1 protein-coding gene and 1 pseudogene are annotated in these 638 nt (G+C 39.0%); both read right to left on the bottom strand.

The window, feature by feature from the left end; genetic code table 11:
* Positions 1-302: pseudogene (locus R7190_RS28350) on the bottom strand (hypothetical protein); the annotation flags it as partial.
* A 252-nt stretch (positions 303-554) separates the two neighbouring features.
* A partial coding sequence (locus R7190_RS28345) for a DUF333 domain-containing protein (protein WP_318137988.1) occupies positions 555-638 on the bottom strand: 84 nt, incomplete at its 5' end.

Here is a 638-nt window from a genome sequence, read left to right as displayed (position 1 = left end):
ACTGCGAAGAAACCTGAAATCAAAATAGCTGCGTGTTTAACTTGTTCTTCTTGCCTAGAAAGCTGGAAAAACGCCCATGAAGCGATCGCTAGCATGATTAGTTGTAGAGTTTCGGTAACAGAAACTTCGCGCAAACTTGAGCCCAATACTACGTAATCAAGACGAATACTCAGATTGACGAGAATACTGATCGCAACAATCATCAATGCGCTTAAACACGATTTGTAGATGATGCGTTTTGACTCATCAGTAATCACGTTGTTTTGTGCCGTTTCGGCTTGTTTAACTATTTGTGTTTTCATCCTGACCACCTGTTTCCAGAAAAATGTGGAAGAAATGTGAATTTGTGTGATGTTGGGCATGATTTTATTGACCAAGTGGAAAGTATTGTCAGGGGAATGTCAGGAATAGAACGCTGTTCGATATTATATTTGCATACGGTAAAGTCAGAGTTGTGTGAAGTTCATGTAGGAAAATGCGGATATCAAAGAACAAAAAAGGAGCCGATTGGCTCCTTAGTTATTGAATAATATTACTATTTATTAGATTCGAGTTTATTGCTCGTCACTCTCTTTGTGGTTGTTACGGTAGTATTCCCACTGTTCAACACGTTCATCGTCAGAAAGCACACAGTAAGT

The sequence above is a fragment of the Vibrio sp. 1078-1 genome (genome assembly GCF_033340475.1).
The sequence above is the reverse complement of the archived record's forward strand: the minus strand, read 5'-3'. Positions and strand labels throughout refer to the sequence as shown.